Below are 20,867 nucleotides of genomic sequence, written 5' to 3'. Positions count from 1 at the left end.
ATGATCCCGGCTGGACAGGCAACGAACTGCAGGGAGGACTCATGACGGAGTGGCGTACTTTGAGCAGCCCCGAACTCGTCGAGCTGGTGGGCAGGCTGCGTGCGCTCGAATGGTCCTGGCGGCTGGCGGACGCGGACCAGGTGGCGACCGAGCTGGGCTGGCAGATCGAACGCGCCAGACCGGTCGCGGTTGTCCTCGATACCGGATTCGGCCCGGGGAGCGGCCGGATCCGCGGTTATGACGGTGTGGCTACCGAGATCGAGGCCAGGGTTACGTCTTACACCACCGACGATGATGCGGGCCGCGATCGTACCCGTGCGGCTTTCGCCGAGATGACGGCGGCGCTCAGCGCGGAGTTCGGAGCACCCACCAAGCGGATCCCGGGCGCTGCTCCGCGGGTGCGATGGGCCGGACCGGCGACGACAACGGTTCTCCGTGACTCCGGGGTCTCGGTGGCGCTGCACCTGATGACGAATGAGGCGCTCGCCCGCGAAGACCGGGCCGAAGAGCTGGAGCAACAGGAGCTGTTGTGACCGAATGGCCGGAATTCTCCGCGGGGTTGTCCAGGCATCTCGCCGGTCTGCCCGCGGGCGCGATATTGACGCTGGTGGAAGCCGGAGGATCCAGGTACGCGCAGTTCCGGCAGTTCGACGACCGGCTGTATGCCGAACTCGTCGGAGATGAGTGGCTCGGCCCGGGGAAGCGGGCCGGTGATTCGGGTGCCCGGCTGCTGGTCGAAGCCGGATGGCAGCGTCCTGATCCAGATCACACCGACAACTGGTGGATCGAATATCCGTGGCCGTTGACTCCGCTGCGGTACCGGGAGTTGGTGTCCATGGTGTTGATCGGATTGCGCGACGTTTTCGCGGTCGCCGAGCCGGCCGATCTCGTCTACAACGCATGGAATGTCGAGGACGGGGACCGGGAGTTGGTGCTACCCGGACTCGGTCTCCGCCGGGCCCCCACATGAGGGGCCGCGCACGAAGTCTCCGCAGGAATCGGCCATGAGTAAATCCGAGTATCACGAAGCCGGTGCCGACTCTGCTGCCCCGAGGGGCATTCGGTGCGCGGAAGAGGGGAGTTCCACGAAGTGAGCAGACCAGGCGACGAACCGCTGGACCGGCGATCCGAAGATCCGCAACAGTCGCAGCCCGCGGGATCGTCCGAGGCCACACCCGACGACGCGCCGCCGTCCGCCGCCCCTGAGAATCCACCGGAACCCGACGAGGACGCACCCGACGTGAGCTTTACGCCGGATGCGTCCTCGAATATCACGGAGCAAGCCAGGTCTCTCATGCACCAGGTCGCCCGCAAATTGGTCGCCGAGGGGCCGCCCGGCTGGCAACGGGTGGACGTGGCGTTCGCGGCGACCGTGGTCGCGAGCACCGGCACCGCCTTCTATACCGACGAAAACCAGCAGCTGGTGGCGCGTACGACCCCGTCGCAGGAGATCATGACGTTGGTCCGCGACCATCGGCGCCTGTCTTCCGGATTCGGCGACGGGCCCTGGTGGCGCCTGCTTTTCACGCTCACCGGTGAAGGCCGTATCGAGGTCGACTACGACTTCGGCGCCGAACCGTTCCCCGAAGACCAGCTCTTCGGTCCCGAGGCGTACCGAGCCGACCTCGATGCCTATCCGCGCGAGAAATTGCCGATCTGGCTGGCTGCCCATATTCGTCACGCGGGCCGGCAGCTCCGCCCACCGGAGGTGGCCGCCGCCCGGGCCCGAGCGGATCGGGAAGCCGGTATCAGCCCGGTGACGGACGACCACGCGCTTCCGCCGCTACCGCTGATGGTGGCGCGCTGGGCGGTGCTTTCCGCGGCATTCGTCGCGGTTCGCTCGCAGTGGGGCCCGCGCCTGATGCCGGCGATGCGCTGGTTCGAGGGCGCCACCCGCAGTGGTTGCTCGCTGTACGAGCTGCCCGGTGGCCGTGCGGTGCTGTCGGGCGGGAAATGGGACGCGCCGGAACTGGACGCCGTCTACAACCGGGGCGAGTCTCTGCCCGAACTGTATCGGGGCGCACCTTATTGGGTTGCCGATCCGGTGCTCAACCACCGCGCGAGCAGGGGCCTGTTGACCTTTTGCTATTGGTGGGACAACGGCCGGTGGTATAGCGGCGATTCAGCCGACCCCGACGATTTCGCCGAGGCGATACCCGGCCTGCGGACCGCCGACAGTGTCGCCCGGATAGTGACCGGATTGCTCGGCGAGCAGCCCACCGAGCGGCAGCGCGAGGCGGTCGGCACCCTGATCGCGGCGGCAGAGACCGGGACGGCTACACGCGACATGCTGGTGGAGATCTTCGGCGAGGACGGGACTTTCGATATCGATAACGCGTTCTATCAGCTCCTCATGGGTGCGGTGTTATCGCCCGAGCCGATCGCCGCGGCGGACGCGGTCGCCCGGGTCGCGCGGTATCTGAACGAGAGTGGCGCCGATACCGCCTCCTACGATGTGGAGGCGCTCCGTGCCGACCGGGTATCCGTCGGATGGATGGTGTATGTCCCGGTGGAGCCGGGGGAGATAGCGATCGGACGAGCTATCTTCTATGTGGCGGACGACGGAGCGCTGGAGCGATCTTCGTCGTCGGTGGCGCCGTCGCAGTATCTCCCCGAATTCGAGCGGCGGTTCCGCGACCGGAATCGTGTCAGCGTGTAGGTGGGCCGTGTCCGGAGTCGGCGAGCTGCGCGTAGCGGCATTCCGGCACCGAAACTTCGACGCCCGTTAAACAAGAGGCCGACCGGGTCTCGAGGTCCAGCGGGTACCCTTGGAGGTCCGTGCTGCGTTGGGGTGTTGACGATGAGGAGGCGCGCAAGGGAATGAGCTATGGAAATCATATCGGCAGATGAGATCCCGCCTGCTTGCCATTATACCCGTTGTCGGGAATAAAAGGCCGCCGTACCTTCGAGTTTCGAATCCGCAGGAGCGTTAACTATGGCACCGGAACCTGCCAATCCATGGTCGGGCCTGTCGTCCCAGGCCGAGGGCGGAGCGCTGGAACTCCAGCCCGGTGTAGTCGAGGGTCTCGCCGATAAATGCAACGAGGTCCTCGGCCGGGTACTGGCCGTGCGGGGCAAGGTGGAGCTGGTCGACAGTCTGGCGCCGTTCTCGACCCTGGGGTCGGGTGCGGCGCTGACGGAGCGCTTCAACCAGAAAGGCCGGGAGCTGCGCGAGATCCTCGACGACCACGAGAAGATCCTCAACGACATGATGGATACGTTCATCGCGGCCGGGAAGGCGTATTCGGCCACCGATGACGATTCCGCCCTGGATATCGATCGGGTGGACAAACCGGGAACATTGAGCGACCGGCCGAACCCCCGCCTCAACGACACCACCCGGGTCCCCGATTACGTGTACCCCGGTTTGCGAGAGAACGGTGGCGGTCTACCGGGGAGTCTCCACGAACCCACCGAGGGTGTGGAATTCGAGAGTCCGCAGGTACATCCGGAGAATCCGCACAACATCTCTTACGAAGCCTATAAGGAGATGCAGCGGGCGCTGGGAAACGAGGGCGGGCAGATGATGCCGGTCACGGTGGCGCAGGCGGCGGCTGATTGGCGTTGGCTGGCAGGCCAATTGGATGAGAAGTTCGATGACCTCGTCAACAAGATGGTCTCGGTGCAGAACTCCTGGCGCAGTCCCGGTGTTGAGGGCGGCGCCGACGCCGCTCGCGCGGCTGTCGACGCATACGGTAAGGACACCGACAAGCTGGTCGCCAATATGAATCTGATCGGCGACAATCTCGAGTACGCCTCGCAATGGCTTTCCGCGACCTGGTACGAGATGGGGCAGTGGGATGCCCCGCCCCTGGACGATGGCGAGCAGACGAGCGACGCGTCGTATGTGCAGAAGCAGAAGGAAGCCGAGCGCGATGCCGCTATCAGGGCGATGGACGAGGCGTATGTTCCGGGTCTGAAGAACACCGACGGCAAGATTGCGATACTCCCCGAGCCGGTACCCCCGACAACCGACGACCCGGGTCAGAACGGTGGCAACAACGGCGGTGGCAACAACGGCGGTGGCAACAACGGCGGTGGCAACAACGGCGGCGGTGGTACCCCGCCCGGTGCGAGTCAGCAGCAGGCCGCTCTCAAACAGATCGATCAGCAGCGTGCCGAGTTGCTGGCAGCCCAACGGGACCTGGAGGAACAGGCGCAGCAGCAGGAGGCCGCCCTGCAGCAGCAACAGCAGTCGTTGCAGCAGCAACAGGGTGCGCAGCCTCTTCTGCAGGCCGCCCAGCAGGGACTGCAGAGTCTGGGGCAGATGGGGCAGCAGTTGTCCACCGCGGCGCAGCAGGCGCTGCAACAGGCGGGTATCACCGGGTTACCGGGTATGCCCGGACTACAAGATGCCGTGAAGAACTATCAGTCGGCGCTGCAGAAGGCGGGCAAGCTGCCCGCCGGTCTCGGCGGAGGCGCCGGCCCCGCCGGCAGTTCGGGGGCACCGGGTGGTATGCCCAAAGGCGCCCCGGCACCGAATGTGGAGAAGGCGGCGAAGCTCTTCCCCCGGGCGGCGTTGGCCACGACTGCCTCCGGGCAGACGGCCGGTATGGTTTCCGCGTCGGCGAACCCTGCCGGTGCGCCCATGGGAGGTATGCCCATGGGCGGTGGCGCCGGTGGCGGCGCACAAGGGGGCCAGCAGAAAGATCACAAACGCGCCGACTATCTCGACTCCACCGAATGGCTCGAGGAAGGGATCGGGGACCCCGCGGTGGTAGCGAAACCGGTGGTGGATCAGTGAACCGCAGTTGGGTGTTCACCGATATCGAGTTCGTGGCGGCCTGGGAGGCAATGAAGGAGAAAGATCTACCCGCGCCCTTCGTCTATACCAGCGCTACGGAACGATACGACGACCATCAACTGGAGAAGATCGAGGCCTGGGAGCGGGTGCGTTCGCGGTGGGGCCGGGAGGTGGAAGAGATCCTGGCTTGCGTGATCGAGCCGGATATCCGCATCGTCGTGCGAGGATTCGACGGGAGTGATGCGCAGAACTCCCAGCGGTCGATCCGGCTCCTGGCTGCGCGAAAACGCGACAGCGGATGTCTGATCGTCCAGAAGCCGGGAAAAACTCTGTGGCATGCCGAGGGGTTCACTGTCACCGAGCACGAGGTCGTGGGGCTCGGCGATGCCGTGGTCGCGGCGCTGCCGCAAGCGGCACGGGGCCGAAACGCGGATTTCGTGCTCGTCTCGGGGGAGCGCAGTGATCCCACGGACCGGTCGCGCGGACGCTCATCCGTACTCGACCGTGGCGGCGACGACCCAGCCGCGCGGGCCCGCTCGTTCGGCGATGCGCCCGTAGATCTATCCGGGACGATCGCGATAGCCCAGGGGTATTCTCGCTTCGGCCCACGCGGGATCCGGCGCAGAAGTATCGGCTGGCGCGATATTGCCGGCGATGGACGGTATGCGATAGTCCCGGGAAACCCGGCCAGGGTTGTGCCGGTCGACCGGAAGCGGCTGGTCGGCCTGGTGAACCGGCAGATCGCGGAGATTGTCCGGGCGATCAAGGACGAACGGGCGAACGTGCCGAGTTGATCGGAACTTTCGGCGACACTCAGCTTCGGCTACCGTGCCGGTCCCATTTCTTTACGGCCGATAGTTCGCCGTTCTCGTCGAATAGGCTCATGGTGTCCGGCCGCCCGTCCGGGTGCCAGCGCCGAAGCACGCCCCGCGGTTTGCCGCGGTAGTTCTCGCCTTCGGATTTCAGGTGCCCGTCGGGCCACCATTCCCGGGTGCTGCCGTGCGGGAGACCGTCGACGTAGAACTCCTGGGACAGCAGCTGGCCCGGTACGAGTTCCTCGACCACTTCGCCGGTGAACGGTTGCCCGTTGTGTTCCAGCCGGAGATCTCCGTCGACCGAGGTGGCGTCCAGGTTGAGGTCGATACGCTTCATCGCGGATCTTCCGCCCATTTGTGCACGTAGATCAGATTATCGGGATCGGCGCACGAATACGGTCCGCCGCGCTCGATCCGGTGGCCGGCGTTCCGCGATCCGCCACTCTGTGCCGGTCGCCGACGCAGCACTCGCGACGACGTGGCGAAATATTTTTCGACACAGCCCATCCGACCGGGCACACTGTTAACAGAAGTGTCGTCGGGCAAGAAGACTCGATCGAGAAGCGCTGAGTACCGCATCGCTGTGGGAAGCGCTGACGATCAGGAGGTTCTGCGGGGATGGGGTATTCGTCAGCCGAGGCAACGTGGCACGATAGGCAGCCGCGATCTGTCCGGCCCACTACGTGGTGGCTGGTCGGCCACCGGCGCGCCGGTCGGTTCACGATGATTCACTTGTGGGGTCCGGGGGTGGGAGTCCCGGGATTGGACCGTGCCAGCGTATATCCGAACCCGATGTTCACCCGCCGGACATATTCCCACCCTTGGCAACCCATCCCCGTCGCCAGCAGTTTCCGCAGTATGCACCGGCTTTCACCGATCCCCACGCCGATTGATAACCCCCAGTTCACCTCCCTGATTCATGCTGCGTCCGGCAGCCGGTCCGCCGCCGGTCCGCCCCCGACCGCAACCGAAGATGCCGCAAACCGACACCGTCGGCACAAACCGACGCAGCTCGGGCCACATGGAACTCGACCGGCACCACCGAAGGCGCCGCAAACCAACACGGTCGGGGCCCGCCCCGCGTCTGCAGCGACAGAGCGAAGGAGCGCAGCGACTGAGCGGCGGAGTGAAGACGCGGGGTTAATAGGGCCCCGACCTCGAGACGCGGAGCGTCTCCAAAGTTACCGAGCGGCTCCAACGATACGGAGGACGATGAGCGCAACTGTCCAGGGGGACGAGGAGTTCCCCACCGAGTTCACCGCCCATTCGCTCACCGGTTCCATCCGTGTGCGCACCTCGGAAACCGGTCTGCCGTTGGCAGTATCTGTGGATCCCGACCAACTCCGCCGCGATCCGGACGCCCTGGCCGGCGAGATCCTGCGCCTGTGCAAACAAGCAGCGGGCCGAGCCGGGATCCAGCGCCGGAAGCAGCTGGAAGAGGTGGGTTTCACGCCCGAGATGTTGCGATTGACCGGGCTGCCGACCGAGGCGGAGGTCGCGCGCCAGGAGATCGTGGACGAGCAGGAATACGCCACCGAACCGCAGAGCTGGCTGCGTTCGGTATGAGGTGGGAAGCGTCCGGGAGGTAGCCGATGGTCGAAACAATGGATGAACTCATTGCCCAGGTGCAGCAGCAGATCTACCGCCTCACCGATCTGCACGAGGAGATGACCGGGATCATGGTCACCGAGACCTCGCCGGACGGCTCGATGACCGTGGAGGTCGATGGGAACGCCGCGTTGGCCGGGTTGAGTTTCACCTCGGCGATCACGCGGCTCTCGCCGGAAGCGTTCGAGAAGACGCTCGTCGAGACCGCGCAGGCGGCCGCCCATCAGGCGATTTCGCGACGAGCGGAGATGATCAACACCTTCAACTCGCAAAGCACGAGGTAGTCACCGATTGTTAACCGGCTCGCGATCGCGGGCGCTGGTATCAGCTGGGTACCGTTGTTGACGAAACATTGTGGGATGTTTCGGGATTGGACACCAAATGAATCACGTACATGCATTTCCGGAAGCGATTCGGCAATACGGCAACGCGTCCGCGGCGATGGCCACCGGAGTAGCGGCCGCTGCCGAGGTCGATCAGGTCGCGACGATCGCGGCGGCCACCCCGGTCTTCGGTTTGATCGGTCAAGAAATGCTCATCGCGTTCGCGTACGCGCAGGCCAATCATCTTGCCTCGGTCGCCGAGCTGGCGGGTGTACACGCCGGCACCGCGCTCACCGCGTATCAAGCCGCGGCGAGTTACGAGGGCGCCGACGCGGGTAGCGCGGCGAATATCGGCACGGTGAACCTCCTGCCATGACGACGCCGCCGGCTTCCCCGCCGCCGGGCCAGCAGCCACCACCCGGCGCCGACCCGCTGGATCCGACCGTTCTGGAACTGCTGCGGGGCAGTGCGCTGGCACCCATGCTGGATATGCCGGTGAACGACATTCTCGGCAGTATGGGGCTGCCGCCGCTGCCGGAGTTTCCGGCATTCGGCCAACTGCCGGGAATGCCGCCGCTGCCGACGATCGATCTGAGCGCGCTGATGCGCCCGCTCACCGATCTGGGATCCGCATTCGGGACGGGGCAGTTCGCCCCGGCTCCGCCGCCCGCGCCCTCCGGCGATCCGGCGGCGGCCCCCGCGCCGCCCGCGCCGGATCCGATGCAGATGCTCTCCCAGGTCAGCAGCGTGATGCAGACGGTTATGCAGGTCGCTCCGCAGGCATTGCAGGCGGTGATGTCGCTGTGGCAGGGCATGGGGGCGACGGAGGCCGCGACGAAGTCGGCCGAGGCCCAGGCCGATGCCGGCAAGCTCGAGGCGCAAAGCGTCCAGGAGAAGCAGCATCTCGGTGAGGGTGCGGTGTCGGTCGGTACCGGCGCGGCCGCGATGATGGCCGTGATCAGTGCCTTCGCCGTAAAACTGGGCCTCGCGCCGCTGTATTGCAGTACTCCGGGCGGCCAGGCCTATCTGGTGGTGTCGGCGGTGGAGGCGGCCACCGAGGGTATGGCGATCACGGCCAAGACCAAGGCCGAACTGGCCGTGGAAAGCGGCTTCATGGCGCAGGCCGGGCAGAAGGTCGGTGTCACCAGCGCGCCGACCGGGGTGAAATCCGGGGAGCAGCTCAACCAGTTGATGAAAGTGATGGGGATGATCACCCCGCTGATAAGCAGCGCGGGCCAGGTCGCCACATCGATCGGTCAGGGTATGGGCCAGGCAGGGCAGTCGCTCAGCCAGCTGGCCGCGCAGAACAACTCATCGGGTGGGCCGAAACCTCCGGGCGCTGACGGGCCCGGTGAACCCGGTAAGCCGGGGGAGAAGGCGGGCGGCCCCGGTGGCAGCCCGGTGGGTGCCGGCGGTGGTATCGGAATGGCCGGCGCCGTGCCCGCGCCGTTGAACGCCTTCCCCGGATCGAAGCTCGCCACGCCCGGCCCGCTGGGTGCGGTCGGCGCGCCCGGAGGTTTGGGAAACAGCTCGTCGAGTTCGGCTGTGGGCGGCTCGTCGGCCGCGAATACGGCCGGAACCAGTTCGGGTACCAGCACCGGCCAAGGCGGCATGATGCCGATGGGTGCGGGAATGGGTGCCGCGGGGATGGCCCGCGACGGGGAGTCGACCACGGACGGTTCGGCGCGTGGCGCGGTTTCGGCCGATTACGGCGACGAAGTGGTCGGGCAGATCGACGGCATCGCGGTGCCGGTGGTCGGGGCGGCGGAATCGGATACCGAACCACCGCCGGATAAAGAACTCACGCTCTAGGCAGATGCCGGTGATCGGCGCACAGGAGGGTTTCCCATGGAAAACGAGATCGGTGAGGTGTACAACGGCGTCCGGTTCGCCCCCGACGCAGCCGGAAAGGCGTCGTCCGGGCTGGACAAACTGGCCGACCGGCTGGCCGCGGATATCGCGGCGGTCCAGGACGCGCTGACAGTGCTCCCGGCGGGCGTGGACGAGGTGTCCGGCCGGGCCGCGCAGACGCAGAACGATGTGGCCACCTCATACCTGACCAGCGCTCAGGACAGTGTGTACGAAATCCGCAAACTGGCTGCCACGCTGCGGCTGAGCACCACTCAGTTCGGCGGTATGGAATCCGATAACGCCGTGAACTTCGGCGGGCCGGCGGCCTGACCACCGGCCTCGAACAGGGAGGGGATTCCCAGCGATGATCGAACCACCACAGCCCGGCTTCACCGGTGTGGTGTGGCCCGCGCGGCCGGCCGACCGGCTGGCCCGCGACCTCGCCGCCGGACCAGGAGGGGTCCCGATGGCCGAAGCCGCCCAGGCGTGGGCGCGGTTGGCCGCGTCCTTCGGTGCGGCCGTGGTGGAGTACGAGAAAGCGGTGAGCGAAGTACGCGGAGCATGGGGCTCCGACCGGAGCAATGTTGTGCTGCAGCGTATTTCGAGTTTGCGGGATTGGCTGGTCGAGGCGACCGGCGCGGCGACGGCGAATGCCGCGCGCTTCCAGGTCCAGGTCGCTGCCTACGAGGTCGCCCGGCTGGCCATGCCCGCCATCACCGATATCGAGCAGATCCAGCAGGTCCAGCAGATACTCGAATCCGTCGGTGGTTCCATGGGGGCGGCTATCAAGGCCGTGGCCGCCGATGCGGACAAGGATTCGGATATGGCCAAGGCAGTGGCCAGCCGCGTGATGGAGAACTACGAAAAGGCGACCGAACCACTGGCTCTCGCGTGGCAGCAGACCCAGCCTCCGGTGATCGCGCCGGAGACGGCCCTGGCCGCGGAGAACGCCGCCGCCGTCACACCCGGACCGCCACCGCCGGGCGCCTCGGCACCGGTCGGCGGCCTGGGGGGAATACCGGCCGGGTTCTCGGTACCGACGGCGGCGCGGGCGCTGTCCGCTTATACCGCTCCGGCATTCGCCAAATCCACCGCGGTGCAGGAAGTATTGCCGCAGCCGACCGGTTCCGGAAATGCGAGTTCCGCCGCACGGTCGCCGATCGCGCCCGGCATGATGGGGGCCGCGGGGGGTGGCGGTGCCCAGGAACCGTCGCGCTTTCCCCGTGCTTCCCTGCCCGGCGACGACGAAGAGTTCACCGGCCCCGGCGATATCCAGGCAGCACCCGCCGTTTTGGGTGGGGTGGAAGCGGCGGCGACGCCGCCCGGAGCTCGCGCGCACGGAAACCCGGGTGGGTGATCCGATATGACGACTCTGACCAACGACGCGCTGCTGGCCGTCGCCGAACGGCTCGACGTGCAGACGTTGCCCCTGGTGTTATCGGTGGGACCGCAGCAGGATTCGTACGACGCGTGGCTCGCGGCACGGGATCGGGCACTCGCCGATCTCGACGCGGCGGGTGTGTTCGATTCGGACGGCGATGTCGAGATCGGCCTGGCCGAGGCCCTCTTCGTGCTGGCCCAGCCGGAGCGCGAACTGGTCGCCCGGAACTACTCGCCGGACGGTGTCGTCCGGGTATGCGTGGCGTACCGGAACGACAAGCACGCGGTGGCGGTACGCAACGGTGACGACTTCGAACTCGGTCTGTGGTGGTGCGACGGTTCACCGGAAGAACTCGCCCGGGCGATCCTGGGTGCCCTCGAACCGTGCGTACCCGCGGAAGTCTCCGGATTCAGCGCACCGGCCGTGGACCTCGCCGAGCGTCTGGACCGCGCACAGGACACCAGTGCGTACATCGACGCGATGTACGCACTGGGGGTGCCGGCCCGGGATGCCTCGATATTCGGCGCGGCCTTCGGTTCCTGCCGAGCCTTCACCGAGATCGTGGCCTACAGCCACGAGGACGGACAGTCCACCCGCGCCGCCGGTGCGGTCGCGGTGTACGACACCGAACGCGGGCGGCTGGTCGCCGCCCCCACAGTTTCACCGGATCAACAGATCTGGTCGACGGTCACAACGGGTAGCGACTATCGGGTCGCCCAGGCGATTGCCGCCTTGCTCGAAGGCCTGCCCGGGGGGAGGTGGCTGACACCGTAATTCCCCTGGTGATAACCACCGCTCTCTTCGGCGCGAGATCGTCCGATCTCGGCGGAAATACAACCTCACGAAAGGATCCCGATAATGACGACACAGGGTGTTGATCTCGATCACGAGCTGGTCAAGAAGGCGACCGGCGAGATGTACCAGGCCATCGAGAATCTGCGGCTGTCGGTGAAGGCCGTGGACTCGGCCGGCGATGCGGCTCGCGCGGGCTGGAAGGGCGACGCGAACGCGTCGTTCGTCACCACCTCGCAGGCGTGGAGCGACGAGTCCGACAAGCTCAACCAGACGCTGGACGAGCTGACCAAGGCCACCGAGGATGCCACCCAGTCGATCCTGGGAATGGATGAGGACGCCTTCATCCCCGGCGGCGGCTACACCAGCCTCTGACCCGGCCCAGCCGTATTTCTACCTATCTGCTCGACCGAGAAGGAATGGGAACATGAGCGATATTTTGTACGACAAGCCCACGATGGAAGCGCTGTTCGACGCGCTGAAGACCGAGGGCGGCAAGATCCAGGGTGAGATCGAGGCCCTCGGTACCGCCAAGGACAACTTCCTCGCCGCCATGGCCAGCCAGGGCGCGCAGGACGGTTTCACCGCGGCGCACGCCAAGGTGAACACCGAGCTGGAGGACACCCTCCACAAGCTCGACCAGCTCGCCATCGCGGTGGAGAACGCGCTGCACCGCGCGTTGGAGACCGATAAGAAAATCGGCGACGGGTTCGCTGCCTTCGCCTGATCGGTTCTCCGCACCGTTCGACAGACGGTACGAAAACGGCCGGTTGGATCGGATGAGGATCCAACCGGCCGTTTCGTATGTCCGGCGCCGGTTCAGCGTGCGGCGAGGGATTCGCCGATGTAGTGCATTTCCTCCCGGGTGGTCACCATGTTCACCGTCGTCGTGACGGCCGGGGTGCGTACCGTGACCCGGTTCGGCGCGGCGGGGTCCTGGATCAGCGAAACATCGGCATCGATCGACCCGGCCGGTTCGTGTGGTTGCCGGACGTGCACGATCGTCGCGCCGCCGGCATGGGAAACCGGTGGGACACCGTCGAATACCAGGACTGTGGTGCTCGGATAAGGGGCTGTCGGCAACGGGGGCGGGCCGGGTGGATGGAAGGTCGCTCCCGCGGCGCGCGGCGCGATGGTGAGGACCTGTGGGGTATCGAGGTTGCGCACCATCGTCTGCCACGCTTCCGGGCGGGAGGTGTGCACAATCGCGTGGGCGCCGAGACCGGTGGCCCGCAGGATGACCTGTTGCGCGAGGTCCAGCGAGCCGATCACCTCGAGCTGCCGGGTTCCCTCACCGATCAGGGGTACGGCGATACCCTGGCCCATATCGTCGGCGCCGATGAGTTGCCCGCAACCCGCTGTGGGAACGGTGAATTCGCTCAGTGCGGTCAGCGTGCCCCGGTAGGCCACTTCTCGTCCCCAGCGTCCGGTGTAGCCGACCGGCAGCGTATCGAGCAGGATGCGCAGCTGATTGCCGTAGAGCTCGCGCAGACCGGGCAGCGGTGGCTGCTCGGGCGGTTCGACCGTATCGAACCGGACCACGGCGTTGAGGACCACGGTATCCGCCAGTTCGGTATGCGGATCGTTGCGATTGATACCCGGGCGCAGCCGCAGCGTCACCGTGGTGGACAGGCTGGGTACCGCCCAGATATCGGCCAGGCCCCGCGGGCCCACCATATCCGCGCTGATCTGGTATTGCGCGAGGTGGCGGCCTTGGGATTCCAGCCATTTCGGCGATTCGGTGATCTGGTCCACCGCGAAACCGTGGGTGAGTGCGCGGACCGCGGCATTCATCTCTGTCGCCGTGAGTACCGATGCGGCGATATCGTGGGCCGCCAGCCGGTTCGCGACCCGCCGGGTCGCGATGATGGCCGCGCGCAGTGCCCCGGTTCCGCCGCCGCCGCGGTTGTCCACGGCTTCGGCGTTGGCCAGCGGATCCAGCCGCAGCACCAGCCAGCAGGTGCGGTGCGCGATGGCCGGCAGGGGGCCGAGGATCCGGTCGTAGAGGTGTGCGGCGATGCTCGTTCCGGCGGTGCGGGCGCCGGTGCTCACCACGTCGATACTGGCCAGTGTCAGATCGAATTGGTCGAGGCAGCGGGCGATTTCGGGTAACGGAAGCAGTTGTTCGGTGCTGAGCGATCCCGGCCGCAGCAGTGTCAGGGTGTCCGGGGGCGGATCGATACGCAGCATGGCCAGCAGCAGATCCCCGTCCCACCGGACCCCGTACCCGCCGCCTTCGGGCAGCGGGACATCGAACGCGGCGGCTTGTTCCAAACGTTCGGCGGAGATTCGCCCACGCCGGGCCGCGAGCCCGCCCAAGCGGCCGATGAGGGTGCGACCGCCGATGGGGGTGAGTCCGATGAGCCCCGTGGCGATCCCGGCGCCGAGCGAATACCAGACCGAATCGGTGAAGGCCAGCACGATCCACGCGATAGCCGCGGCGAACAGAACACCGGGAACGACTATTCGGAGTGGAAAGATACGGAACAGCCAGAATTCCGGGTCCCGCAAGGTGTCGTAGGCCGACGGGCGACTATTGACCGAATCCGGGGAAACCATTGATTCCGGAGTTACGGATTGTGGTTCCCCGGTGTTCATCGTTTCGTTCACAGTTGTTTGTTCCTGCCTCGGCCGCATTCGCGTACCGGTGCGTCATCAGCGATTCCACCGATTCGGGCCGACGTAACCATCGGGGATTACGGTACCGTGTCGAAAGAGATTGCGGTCGAGAGCGCGATGGAGTCCCCAGTGCCAGCACAGCTGACCACCCGTGCCCAGGTGAACGGGTACCGTTTCCTGCTACGCCGTATCGACCACGCGCTGGTGCGTCGCGATGTGCGGATGCTGCACGATCCGATGCGTTCGCAGATCCGTTCGCTGCTGGTCGGTCTGGTGCTCGGGATCCTCATCGTCGCGGGTGCGGCGATCCTCGCCCTCCTACGCCCCCAGGGTTCGATCGGCGACGCTCTCATCGTCTCCGGTAAATCCAGCGGGGCACTGTATGTGGTGGTCAAGAAGGAAGACGGCAGCCAGACTCTGCATCCGGTCCTCAATCTGGCGTCCGCGCGGCTGATCACGGGCAGTAACGCCGAGCCGCATGCGGTCAAGGACGACAAACTGGGTGATCTGCCACGCGGCCCACTGCTGGGAATACCCGGCGCCCCCGCCGCGCTCCCGGGCTCGGCACAAGACGGTGATTCGCATTGGTCGCTGTGCGAGTCCATCGAATTGTCCGCGGGCGGTAGTGCGGCATCGGCGGCGGGAGCGACCACGACGGTCGTATCCGGCGCTCCCGCGCTCACCGACCGGATCCGCGCCGCCGGACCCGCCGAATCGCTGCTGGTGACCCGCGACGATAAGACCTACCTGGTCTACGACGGCAAACGCGCCGAGGTCGATCCGAATGATTCGGTGCTCGACCGCGCCCTGGACCTACCGGCTCATCGCCCGCGCCCGGTCGGCACCGGCTTTCTCGGTGCCACCACGCAGGTGCCGGCGTTGAAGGCGCCGGTGATCGATCGTGCGGGTGAGCCCGGTCCGGGACGGCTGTCCGAGGTGCCGATCGGCGGGATCATCTCCGTCGCGGGTGTCGGCGGTCATGCCGGCCCGGAAATGTATGTCGTACTCGCCGACGGGGTCCAGCCGGTGTCACCCTTCACCGCCGAGGTGATCCGGTACGCCGATTCGCACGGGATGAGCGATGTCGCGGTCATGCCGCCCGATGCGCTCGACGATGTGGCGGTGGTGCACCGGCTGCCGGTGGACGATTTTCCCGGGCAGATCCCTGAGATAGTCGACGCCGAGGACGGCCCGGTCGCCTGCGTCGCCTGGGCGAAATCGCCGGGGACCACGCCGGTGGAGGCGGGTGCCGGTGAGGGGCCAGGGGAGCGTGCGTCGGTGGGTCTGCTGATCGGGAACAGGCTACCGATCGCGGAATCGGCGCAACCGGTTGCGCTGGCGACGGCGGACAGCAGCGGTGACCGGGTGGACCAGGTGTATGTCGAACCGGCGCACGGCGAATACGTTCAGATCACCGGCCTGGAACCGGGAAGCCCCCGGCGCGGGAGCCTGTTCTATGTCGCCGACAACGGAATCCGCTACGGCGTACCCGATCCGGCCACCGCGAACGTACTCGGTTTGGGGGATACGCCGCACCTGGCGCCCTGGGCCATCATCAGCCAGCTCGTTCCCGGTGCCACCCTCAATCCGCGAGAGGCTCTGGTCAGCCACGATTCGCTGACCGAAGGCTGATCCGCCGGCGCGGTATCGCGCCGGCCGGCGGCTTCGTGGACGGCCTCAGCCGGGGTCTGTCCAGCCGATGTTCAGCGATTCCAGGATGGTTGCCAGCGCCAGCCGCATATCCGGTTCCTCGATACGCCGCAGGACCGCCTCGTCGATCTCGGTGAGATCCAGGGATTCGTCGTTGGCCAGCCGGAACTCGCGTTCCTCCTCGGCCGCCTCGATCACATTGCGGATGAACCGGCCGTTACCGGCGAGATCCACACCGCGGCGGGGCTGCCCACTCTGATCGGTGCTCTCCATCGCGTACAGCCGGTCGCAGGTCCGGATCAGCACCTTGAGCGCTTCGTCGGACAGATCCGAATCCCGCTTCTTCGCGATGACCTCACCGATCTGGCCGAGTTCGGTCGCGCTGTAGGACGGGAACTGCAGGCGTTTGGCGAAACGTGAGGCCAGACCGTCGTTCGCGGCGAGCAGCCGATTGATCTCGCCGTCGTAGCCGGCGATGATGACGACCAGGCGGTCGCGGTCGTTCTCCATCCGGGCCAGCAGCGTATCCACGGCCTCGCGGCCGAACGCGTCACCGCCGGACAGGCCCGTCTGGATCAGGGTGTAGGCCTCGTCGATGAAGAGAACACCGTCCATCGCGCTGTCGATCAGCTTGCCGGTTTTGATGGCGGTGCTGCCCAGATGTTCGCCGACGAAATCCGCGCGCTTGGCCTCGACCATTTTCTCCGTCTGCAGCAACCCGAGGCCGCAGTAGATCTTGGCGACCACCCGGGCGATGGTGGTCTTACCGGTACCGGGTGGCCCGGTGAACGCCAGGTGCTGGCCGCGCGGCGCACTGGCCATCCCCTTCTCGGCCCGGATCTTGGCCAGCTGGGCGGTCGACTGCAGTTTGGCGACCTGGGTTTTCACCGAGGCCAGGCCGATCTGGGAGTCCAGTTCGGCCCGCGCCTCGGCCAGCGTCTCCTTGGCCCGGTCCTGTACCTCGGCCCGGTTCATCTGCTCCATCGTGGGCGAGGAGGCCGGATCCCATTTATCGGTACGGGCTTCGATGACCTCCCGGTTGGTGATGGTGATCCGGTAGGTGCGGTCGCGCATGGCGGAAGCGTTGGCGTCGAAGTCGGGTGCCTGGGAGTACACCTTCTCGAACAGGGCCTGTGCTTCCTCCTCGTTACCGGTTTCGCGTAGGCACAGCCCCCGGCAGAACATGGCCGTGGAACGTGCGGCGGGGATCGGCCCCTGTTCGGCTGCCTGCATCCGGCGGATCGATTCGGCGAACAAACCCAGCTGGGCACAGGCTGTTCCGGTCATGACGTGCGCGCCGGCCGCCAGGTACGGGTCGTCCCATTCCGCCGACCCGGCCAGCACGCTCATGACATCGGGCCAGCGTTGCGTGGTGTAGTGCAATATCCCGCGGACATAGGCGGCGATCCGGTCGTCGGCCGTGCGTTCGGCGTCGTTGAGCCGGCCCCGGCGATAGGTGTCGAGCTGATCCAGGGCCCGCTCGGCCTCGTCGAAATCTTTGTCCGCGATGAGCTGCGCGGCCCATGCCAGCGATATCTCCGTTTTGCTGGACAGCGGGTAGTCGATGTAGAGGCCCGGCTGGAAGCGGCCCGCGAGTTCCCGCGGACGCAGACCCACGCGTCGCTGCTCGCGGTACAGCGTGCTGTCACAGGTCTTCTGGAGGTTGAACAGCACATCTTTGGTGAGTTCCCCGGCGGCCGCCCGGCCCAGCCAGGCGTCGCACATGCCCGGATCCCATTCGGTCGCGCGCTGGAACGCCAGCTTGGCGTACTCGAGGTCGCGCGTGGATTCCTGGCCTTCGATGGACAATCCGAGCGACAGAACCCCGGCGTCGAATGCGCGTTGAGCTTGGCGGTTGCCGGTCATTGCAGGCGCTCCCCGAATTCTTGATAGGCGTAAAGAGAACGTTTATCTGGATACCAGACTACCGATCGCGCGCACCCCGGCGCTCCGTTACATTAGGTTCGGTTGCCGGGAGAAGGCAGCGTGTGACCAACCAGCTGAGAGCGCTTGACAATTGCCGAAGTTGCTGCTACGGACCGTGTTCCGCGGTGCGGTGTCGGCCGGGATCATAATTATGAATTGCGAGAAAATGAATTGGCAACGGCCGAGGCGTGAATTGTTGATCGGGACGTTGGTGGGGGAATGAGTACAGTGGTCGAAACGCCCAGTGGCATCCGCACGCAGGAACCGGAACTGAGCCGGGTTTCGGTCATCGGAGGCAATACGCAGGTCGATGTGGGACTGCCCGCGACGGTGCCCATCGCGAGCTTCATCGGCGATCTGGTGGCCCTGATCGATTCGCGTAACCCCGGCCTGCCGGACTCCGACGACGATACGGGCCCGCTCGATGCCCAGCACTGGACCCTGGCGAGACTGGGGCGTGAGGCCATCGCGCCGAGCCGGACGCTCACCGAGGCCGAGGTCTACGACGGTGAACTTCTGGTGTTGCGCTCGGTCGGCGCGAAAGAGGCGCCCGCACTGTTCGATGATGTGATCGACGCGGTATCCCGCCTGACCGCTGAGGAATTCACCGGTTGGTCGGGATCCTCGGCCCGCTGGATGGGACTGGTCGTATCGGCGATCACCGTGCTCACGACGCTGGTCGTACTGGTCCTCTCGCGGGGCAGCGGAGATCCGATCGCGCCGGCTCTGGTTCTCCTCGGTTCGGGACTGGCCGCACTGGTCGCCGCGGGGATCACCGCGCGCAGATACGGCGACGAACTCACCGGCTCGTGGTTGTCCGCCGACGGGCTGATGCTGCTGTTCGGGGGCGCCGCGCTGGTCGTCCCGGGCACCCTGGGCAGCCCCCACCTGCTGCTGGGGAGTTCGGTGCTGCTGGTGGCCGCCGTCCTCGGCTACCGGCTGACCGGGGTCGGCGCCACGCTGTTCTCCTGCGCGGCGGCTGTCGCGGTGATCGCGCTGGTAACCGCCGGGATCTATCTCATCTGGCATCCGGCATTGCCGAAGGTGGGTGCCGGACTGCTGGTCGCCGGGATCATGATTCTCTCCATGGTGCCCCGGCTTGCGGCACTGCTGGCGCGGCTGCCGGTACCACCAGTGCCGACCGCCGGTGCCGCGATCGACCCGGCCGATCACGAACCACGGCCGACCATCGAGGGTATCGGCGCCATCGGAGCCACCGCGCTGCCCTCCGCCGCCGGACTCGGCGAGCGGGCCCGGGCGGCGAATCGATTCCAGACCGGCCTCATCGTCGCGTGCACGGCCAGTGCCGTGATCGGGGCGTTCGGGGTCGCCGATCCACTGGGGCCCTACCGGTGGCAGGGCATCACCCTCGCGGTGATCACCGCGATCATTCTGTCGTTGCGCGGGCGGTCGTTCGCCGATATCACCCAGGCGGCCACGCTGATCGGTGGCGCCTGCGTCGTCTTCGTGGCATTGATCGTCGGGCTTTCCTTCGGCGACAGCGATCTCATCCTGCTCTGTGCCGCGATCCTGCTGGCGTTCACTCTCGCCGTGGTCGCTTTCGGGGTGATCGGTCCGCATATCGAGGTGACCCCGGTGGTCCGGCGCATGATCGAACTCTTCGAATACGGGCTGATCATGGCGGTGATCCCGCTGGTGCTCTGGATGATGGGCATCTACGGTATGGCGCGGAACCTGAGCATATGAGTGCTGGCCCGCTCCGCCGGCTGGTACGCCTGGGGTGTGCCGCTGCCGTGCTGGGCGCGGCGGTGGCACTGCCCGGTTCGTACGCCGCGGCGGTACCGCAGCCCGCGATAGACCCGGGTGCGCTCGGCGCGGCGCAGGCGATCAGTGGCCGGCCCGCACCCCTGGAACCGACCGAGCAGAGTGCGGTATGCGCCGAACCGCTGCTCACCGGTGCCCCGCCGACCGCCCCCCCGATGTCTCAGCATGTGCTGAACCTGCCGGCCGCCTGGCAGTTCAGCCGGGGCGCGGGTCAGAAGGTGGCGGTGATCGATACCGGCGTGAACCGGCATCCCCGGTTGCCGAGGCTGCAGCCCGGCGGTGACTACGTATCCGATTCCGACGGCACGGTCGACTGCGACGGCCACGGCACCCTCGTCGCCGGGATCATCGGCGCCCAGCCCAGCGCGGAGGACGGGTTCGCCGGTGTCGCACCCGATGCGGAGATCCTGAGTATCCGTCAGCTGAGCTTGGCCTACGAGAAGAAGGACAACAACAACCGCGACGCGCCGGGAAAGATCAGCACCGACGGTTACGGTACTGTGCTGACCCTCGCGGGCGCCGTGGTGCGCGCCGTGGACCTGGGCGCCACGGTGATAAATATCTCCGAAGTCGCCTGTACCCAGGCCGGACTCGATACCGCCGACGGTGCGCTGGGTGCCGCCGTGAAGTATGCCTTCGAGCGCAATGTGGTGGTGGTCGCCGCGGCCGGGAACCTGCAGAGCGACGGTGCCTGCAAGAATCAGAACACCGGTTCCGGCTGGCAGTCGGTGGCTACGGTGGCCAGCCCGGCCTGGTTCTCTCCGTACGTGCTCGCGGTCGGTTCGGTGGATCCGAACGGGCAGGTTTCCGAGCTTTCGCTGAACGGGCCGTGGGTGCAGGTGGCCGCGATCGGCCGCGGCATCGTGTCATTGGACAGCAAACCCGGCGGTACCGGCCTGGTCGACGGTGTGCAGACGTCCGAGGGCGTCCGTTCGGTGGAGGGGACGAGTTTCGCCGCGCCCTATGTCGCAGGTCTCGCGGCCCTGGTGCGCGCGCGTTTCCCGGAGCTCACCGCCGCTCAGGTTATGGACCGGATCACCCGCACCGCGCACGGGCCGGGCGCCGGCCGCGACGACAAGATCGGTCACGGCCTGATCGACCCGCTCGCCGCCCTCACCGCCGAACTGCCGGTCGAACCGGTGGGTGTCGGTGCCGCGGCCGGTGTACCCATTGCCGCACCGGCTCATCCGCCGGGGCCCGACCCCAGACAACGCTGGATCGCGATCATCGGTTCGGTGGTCTGTCTGTCCGGGCTGGCCATCGGGGCGGCGGTGGCGTATCCATTCCGCCGCCGACAAAGTGATCTGGACCTGGAATTGGATCCCTGACACGGCTCGTTATCGACCCGCCGGCTGCCGATCGAAGAAGGAATC

20 protein-coding genes are annotated in these 20,867 nt (G+C 66.7%); 17 read left to right on the top strand and 3 right to left on the bottom strand.

What is annotated here, in order from left to right; genetic code table 11:
* The first annotated feature begins 41 nt into the window (after positions 1-41).
* The 5 genes from ABZ827_RS26255 to ABZ827_RS26235 all read left to right on the top strand — a co-directional run bounded on the left by ABZ827_RS26255 (position 42) and on the right by ABZ827_RS26235 (position 5,538).
* A complete protein-coding gene (locus ABZ827_RS26255; protein ID WP_357241891.1) occupies positions 42-533 on the top strand; it encodes a DUF6301 family protein in 492 nt (163 codons plus the stop codon).
* Entirely contained in the window at positions 530-970 is a 441-nt protein-coding gene (locus ABZ827_RS26250; protein ID WP_357241889.1) for a hypothetical protein, read from the top strand. Before ABZ827_RS26255 ends, ABZ827_RS26250 begins: the two co-directional genes overlap by 4 nt.
* A 120-nt stretch (positions 971-1,090) precedes the next feature.
* Positions 1,091-2,659 (top strand): hypothetical protein, encoded by a 1,569-nt coding sequence (locus ABZ827_RS26245; RefSeq protein ID WP_357241886.1) that lies wholly within the window; start codon positions 1,091-1,093, stop codon positions 2,657-2,659.
* Positions 2,660-2,935: 276 nt separating this feature from the next.
* Positions 2,936-4,744, top strand: coding sequence for a hypothetical protein (locus tag ABZ827_RS26240; protein ID WP_357241884.1), 1,809 nt, complete (start codon positions 2,936-2,938; stop codon positions 4,742-4,744).
* Complete coding sequence (locus tag ABZ827_RS26235) at positions 4,741-5,538, top strand: ESX secretion-associated protein EspG (protein ID WP_357241881.1); 798 nt, start codon at positions 4,741-4,743, stop codon at positions 5,536-5,538. The genes ABZ827_RS26240 and ABZ827_RS26235 overlap by 4 nt, the downstream gene beginning before the upstream one ends.
* A gap of 19 nt (positions 5,539-5,557) precedes the next feature.
* Here ABZ827_RS26235 and ABZ827_RS26230 read toward each other — a convergent pair whose 3' ends face one another.
* Positions 5,558-5,896 carry a hypothetical protein gene (locus ABZ827_RS26230; protein WP_357241878.1) on the bottom strand — a complete coding sequence of 113 codons (339 nt, stop codon included), beginning with the start codon at positions 5,894-5,896 and terminating at the stop codon, positions 5,558-5,560.
* Between the two features lie 875 nt (positions 5,897-6,771).
* Here ABZ827_RS26230 and ABZ827_RS26225 point away from each other — a divergent pair.
* The 9 genes from ABZ827_RS26225 to ABZ827_RS26185 all read left to right on the top strand — a co-directional run bounded on the left by ABZ827_RS26225 (position 6,772) and on the right by ABZ827_RS26185 (position 12,241).
* The gene (locus ABZ827_RS26225) at positions 6,772-7,125 is read left to right on the top strand and encodes a hypothetical protein (RefSeq protein WP_357241875.1); all 354 of its coding nucleotides are present in this window, start codon (positions 6,772-6,774) and stop codon (positions 7,123-7,125) included.
* A 38-nt stretch (positions 7,126-7,163) separates the two neighbouring features.
* A complete protein-coding gene (locus tag ABZ827_RS26220; protein WP_357241872.1) occupies positions 7,164-7,451 on the top strand; it encodes a YbaB/EbfC family nucleoid-associated protein in 288 nt (95 codons plus the stop codon).
* A gap of 97 nt (positions 7,452-7,548) precedes the next feature.
* The gene (locus tag ABZ827_RS26215) at positions 7,549-7,866 is read left to right on the top strand and encodes a type VII secretion target (RefSeq protein WP_357241869.1); all 318 of its coding nucleotides are present in this window, start codon (positions 7,549-7,551) and stop codon (positions 7,864-7,866) included.
* On the top strand, positions 7,863-9,302 hold the full coding sequence (locus ABZ827_RS26210; RefSeq protein WP_357241866.1) for a hypothetical protein: 1,440 nt from the start codon (positions 7,863-7,865) through the stop codon (positions 9,300-9,302). Before ABZ827_RS26215 ends, ABZ827_RS26210 begins: the two co-directional genes overlap by 4 nt.
* Before the next feature lie 36 nt (positions 9,303-9,338).
* A complete protein-coding gene (locus ABZ827_RS26205) occupies positions 9,339-9,671 on the top strand; it encodes a PE family protein (protein WP_357241864.1) in 333 nt (110 codons plus the stop codon).
* A 34-nt stretch (positions 9,672-9,705) separates the two neighbouring features.
* Entirely contained in the window at positions 9,706-10,698 is a 993-nt protein-coding gene (locus ABZ827_RS26200) for a PPE domain-containing protein (protein WP_357241861.1), read from the top strand.
* Between the two features lie 6 nt (positions 10,699-10,704).
* A complete protein-coding gene (locus tag ABZ827_RS26195; RefSeq protein ID WP_357241858.1) occupies positions 10,705-11,496 on the top strand; it encodes an ESX secretion-associated protein EspG in 792 nt (263 codons plus the stop codon).
* Between the two features lie 84 nt (positions 11,497-11,580).
* Positions 11,581-11,889 (top strand): WXG100 family type VII secretion target, encoded by a 309-nt coding sequence (locus ABZ827_RS26190; RefSeq protein ID WP_357241855.1) that lies wholly within the window; start codon positions 11,581-11,583, stop codon positions 11,887-11,889.
* 52 nt (positions 11,890-11,941) lie between these two features.
* Positions 11,942-12,241 (top strand): type VII secretion protein EsxR, encoded by a 300-nt coding sequence (locus tag ABZ827_RS26185; protein WP_357241852.1) that lies wholly within the window; start codon positions 11,942-11,944, stop codon positions 12,239-12,241.
* A 92-nt stretch (positions 12,242-12,333) separates the two neighbouring features.
* Here the strand turns inward: ABZ827_RS26185 and eccE are convergent, their stop codons facing one another.
* The gene (gene eccE / locus ABZ827_RS26180; protein ID WP_357241848.1) at positions 12,334-14,124 is read right to left on the bottom strand and encodes a type VII secretion protein EccE; all 1,791 of its coding nucleotides are present in this window, start codon (positions 14,122-14,124) and stop codon (positions 12,334-12,336) included.
* A gap of 138 nt (positions 14,125-14,262) precedes the next feature.
* On the opposite strand from eccE, the gene eccB reads away from it, so the two are divergent.
* Entirely contained in the window at positions 14,263-15,765 is a 1,503-nt protein-coding gene (eccB, locus tag ABZ827_RS26175; protein ID WP_357241846.1) for a type VII secretion protein EccB, read from the top strand.
* Between the two features lie 45 nt (positions 15,766-15,810).
* Here the strand turns inward: eccB and eccA are convergent, their stop codons facing one another.
* Positions 15,811-17,649 carry a type VII secretion AAA-ATPase EccA gene (eccA, locus tag ABZ827_RS26170; protein WP_357241843.1) on the bottom strand — a complete coding sequence of 613 codons (1,839 nt, stop codon included), beginning with the start codon at positions 17,647-17,649 and terminating at the stop codon, positions 15,811-15,813.
* Positions 17,650-17,928: 279 nt separating this feature from the next.
* On the opposite strand from eccA, the gene eccD reads away from it, so the two are divergent.
* Positions 17,929-19,416 carry a type VII secretion integral membrane protein EccD gene (gene eccD / locus ABZ827_RS26165; protein WP_357241840.1) on the top strand — a complete coding sequence of 496 codons (1,488 nt, stop codon included), beginning with the start codon at positions 17,929-17,931 and terminating at the stop codon, positions 19,414-19,416.
* The gene (mycP, locus tag ABZ827_RS26160; protein WP_357241837.1) at positions 19,413-20,822 is read left to right on the top strand and encodes a type VII secretion-associated serine protease mycosin; all 1,410 of its coding nucleotides are present in this window, start codon (positions 19,413-19,415) and stop codon (positions 20,820-20,822) included. Before eccD ends, mycP begins: the two co-directional genes overlap by 4 nt.
* Positions 20,823-20,867 lie beyond the last annotated feature (45 nt).

The organism is Nocardia sp. NPDC019395 (assembly GCF_040632335.1).
Classification (GTDB): Bacteria; Actinomycetota; Actinomycetes; order Mycobacteriales; family Mycobacteriaceae; genus Nocardia.
The sequence above is the reverse complement of the archived record's forward strand: the minus strand, read 5'-3'. Positions and strand labels throughout refer to the sequence as shown.

Bases quoted from the DNA above. Each gene is read 5' to 3' on its own strand.
- ABZ827_RS26255 (WP_357241891.1), top strand. From the start codon at position 42: ATGACGGAGTGGCGTACTTTGAGCAGCCCCGAACTCGTCGAGCTGGTG.
- ABZ827_RS26240 (WP_357241884.1), top strand. From the start codon at position 2,936: ATGGCACCGGAACCTGCCAATCCATGGTCGGGCCTGTCGTCCCAGGCC.
- ABZ827_RS26230 (WP_357241878.1), bottom strand. From the start codon at position 5,896: ATGAAGCGTATCGACCTCAACCTGGACGCCACCTCGGTCGACGGAGAT.
- ABZ827_RS26225 (WP_357241875.1), top strand. From the start codon at position 6,772: ATGAGCGCAACTGTCCAGGGGGACGAGGAGTTCCCCACCGAGTTCACC.
- ABZ827_RS26220 (WP_357241872.1), top strand. From the start codon at position 7,164: ATGGATGAACTCATTGCCCAGGTGCAGCAGCAGATCTACCGCCTCACC.
- ABZ827_RS26215 (WP_357241869.1), top strand. From the start codon at position 7,549: ATGAATCACGTACATGCATTTCCGGAAGCGATTCGGCAATACGGCAAC.
- ABZ827_RS26210 (WP_357241866.1), top strand. From the start codon at position 7,863: ATGACGACGCCGCCGGCTTCCCCGCCGCCGGGCCAGCAGCCACCACCC.
- ABZ827_RS26205 (WP_357241864.1), top strand. From the start codon at position 9,339: ATGGAAAACGAGATCGGTGAGGTGTACAACGGCGTCCGGTTCGCCCCC.
- ABZ827_RS26200 (WP_357241861.1), top strand. From the start codon at position 9,706: ATGATCGAACCACCACAGCCCGGCTTCACCGGTGTGGTGTGGCCCGCG.
- ABZ827_RS26195 (WP_357241858.1), top strand. From the start codon at position 10,705: ATGACGACTCTGACCAACGACGCGCTGCTGGCCGTCGCCGAACGGCTC.
- ABZ827_RS26190 (WP_357241855.1), top strand. From the start codon at position 11,581: ATGACGACACAGGGTGTTGATCTCGATCACGAGCTGGTCAAGAAGGCG.
- ABZ827_RS26185 (WP_357241852.1), top strand. From the start codon at position 11,942: ATGAGCGATATTTTGTACGACAAGCCCACGATGGAAGCGCTGTTCGAC.
- eccA (WP_357241843.1), bottom strand. From the start codon at position 17,649: ATGACCGGCAACCGCCAAGCTCAACGCGCATTCGACGCCGGGGTTCTG.
- eccD (WP_357241840.1), top strand. From the start codon at position 17,929: ATGAGTACAGTGGTCGAAACGCCCAGTGGCATCCGCACGCAGGAACCG.
- mycP (WP_357241837.1), top strand. From the start codon at position 19,413: ATGAGTGCTGGCCCGCTCCGCCGGCTGGTACGCCTGGGGTGTGCCGCT.